The sequence below is a fragment of the Pseudoalteromonas sp. bablab_jr011 genome (genome assembly GCF_016464045.1).
Taxonomy (GTDB): Bacteria; Pseudomonadota; Gammaproteobacteria; order Enterobacterales; family Alteromonadaceae; genus Pseudoalteromonas; species Pseudoalteromonas lipolytica.
Window position 1 is genome coordinate 1 of sequence record NZ_JACDWU010000159.1, and the last position, 2,064, is coordinate 2,064.

Here is a 2,064-nt window from a genome sequence, read left to right on the forward strand (position 1 = left end):
GTTAGCCTGAGCAATTAAGCAGGTTAACTCATTGATTTTAAGCAGCAAGCAAGGCTGCTAACTCGTTCGCACTATTTCATTTGTCGGCGTATCTGAATTCATCACACCAATAAATCGTAAAATACCCACCTTGCATGACTGGCAAGGCCAATGCGGTATCAGTGTTACGTTTTCTGTCTTTAGCTTCTCCACTTTACCTCTGTGTGATTCTTGTGACCTTATTAATGCTAACTTTCGCTTGCGACACGCATTAGCTAAAAAGCCATAGTGGCGAATGCGCATAAACCCTTTGGGCAATACATGTTGTAAGTAGCGCCGTAAAAATTCATCACAACTCAGAGTCATGACTTTATCGCGGTTGTTATCTGCATAATCGCGGTATTTAAAGCTCACTGTTTCTTCAGTCGCTGACACTAATCGCGATTCTGACATCACGCCTTTTCGGGTATAACGAGCAAGGTAACTAACTAGCTTTTCACTGTACGTTAAACAGGCTTTGCTATACACACACCACTTTGTTGGGGTGTTTATCTTCGCGAATGAACTATCGCATTCATTGAGTTCCGCTAGCATTTTACCCCTAAAGACTGTTGATAACGCTTTTACGGGGTATAAATAGCCTTTTTCTATTTCATGCCAGTGCGCTTTATTTAGCGCCCCTGCGGGTATCAAACAATGCAAGTGGATATGCTGACTTAAGTTCTGCCCCCACGTATGCAGTACGCTTGTCATGCCTAACTGACCATGCTTTTTCCGTTTCGCAAATTTACTTAGCGTTTGCCATGTCGCTTTAAATAAACACTGATACAACGCATTTGGGTTATAGTGAGCAATGATATTCAACTCATGAGGGAGTGTAAAAACAAGGTGGAAATACCTACATGGTAATAAATCCTCCTGCTGTTTTTGCACCCATTTAGCCGTAGCCATGCCTTGGCAACGCGGGCAATGACGGTCTCGACAGCTACATCCAATCTTTTGCGACTCCCCACAGCTATCACATTGCCATGCTTGATAACCGAGCTGACCCGTTCTGCATGATTGAAGGTGCTGACACACGCGCAGTTGTTGATAACTCACCGTATGATGTTGGCGATAACTCTCAAAGCTTGAGTTTAAAATATCAGCGAGGTGTAAGGCGTTCATTGTTTACTCCAGCTCGCAAGCAAATCAATGCCGCCATGACCTAACTCTGGTAACCAATGTAAGTAACTTTGTGTGGTTTTAATATCACTGTGGCCAAGCTGATGTTGCAGTTGATGAAGTGGCATACCTGATTCAAGTTGGTGTGTTGCATAAGCATGGCGTAAAGTATGTGGATTACAGTGCTTTAAGCCACACGCTTGTGCATGTTTTCTCAATGGCTTCCTGAAGGTTGATGCTGACATAGGTTTATCCATTAATAACCGTGAATAGAACATCCAACCTGTTGGGTGATACATTTTCCAATAACAACGTAATTGAGCCAGCACGCTATCTGATACAACCACATAGCGTGATTTATCCCCTTTACCTTGTTCAATTAAAATAGTTTTACGCTGTCCATCGATATCTTGCACTTTAATGCGTAGCAGTTCATTAATACGTAAGCCACACCCATAGCACACCATAATCAATGTTTTTAAGCGCATATCGGTGCAACTTTCTATAAGCCGTCGCATGTCATCGCGCGATAAATACGTGGGTGCGCGAAGTTTTACTTTTGGCAGTACAATATCTAAGTTAAGTGGCCGATGTAAAATATTCTTAAACAAGAACCAAATACTGTTTATCTGTATTTTTTGGCTTGCTCTAGAAAGTTTACGAATCGCAGGATCGTTAAAAAAGGCGTTAAGTTCCTCATCAGTAATCGAATCGAGCGGTTTATTAAAATAATGACTGAGTTTTAGTAAATGTTCACAGTAGCTTTTACATGTACTTTGCGAATAACCACGATAGGCTATTTCAGTTTTGACTTGTTCAATGAGTGTATTCATGACTTACCTCCAAGTTATGGGATAACCCCAAGGTAAGTGTGGCTCAAATTATAAGAATAGGATCTCCGCGTAGCGGCTTAGTTCAACA

The 2,064-nt window shown here is 41.7% G+C and carries 2 protein-coding genes; both read right to left on the reverse strand.

Annotation, left to right across the window (positions count from 1 at the left end):
* Positions 1-57: 57 nt before the first annotated feature.
* Complete coding sequence (locus JIG41_RS07705) at positions 58-1,146, reverse strand: IS91 family transposase (protein WP_063528616.1); 1,089 nt, start codon at positions 1,144-1,146, stop codon at positions 58-60.
* Positions 1,143-1,976, reverse strand: coding sequence for a tyrosine-type recombinase/integrase (locus JIG41_RS07710; RefSeq protein WP_063528612.1), 834 nt, complete (start codon positions 1,974-1,976; stop codon positions 1,143-1,145). Before JIG41_RS07710 ends, JIG41_RS07705 begins: the two co-directional genes overlap by 4 nt.
* Positions 1,977-2,064: the final 88 nt, after the last annotated feature.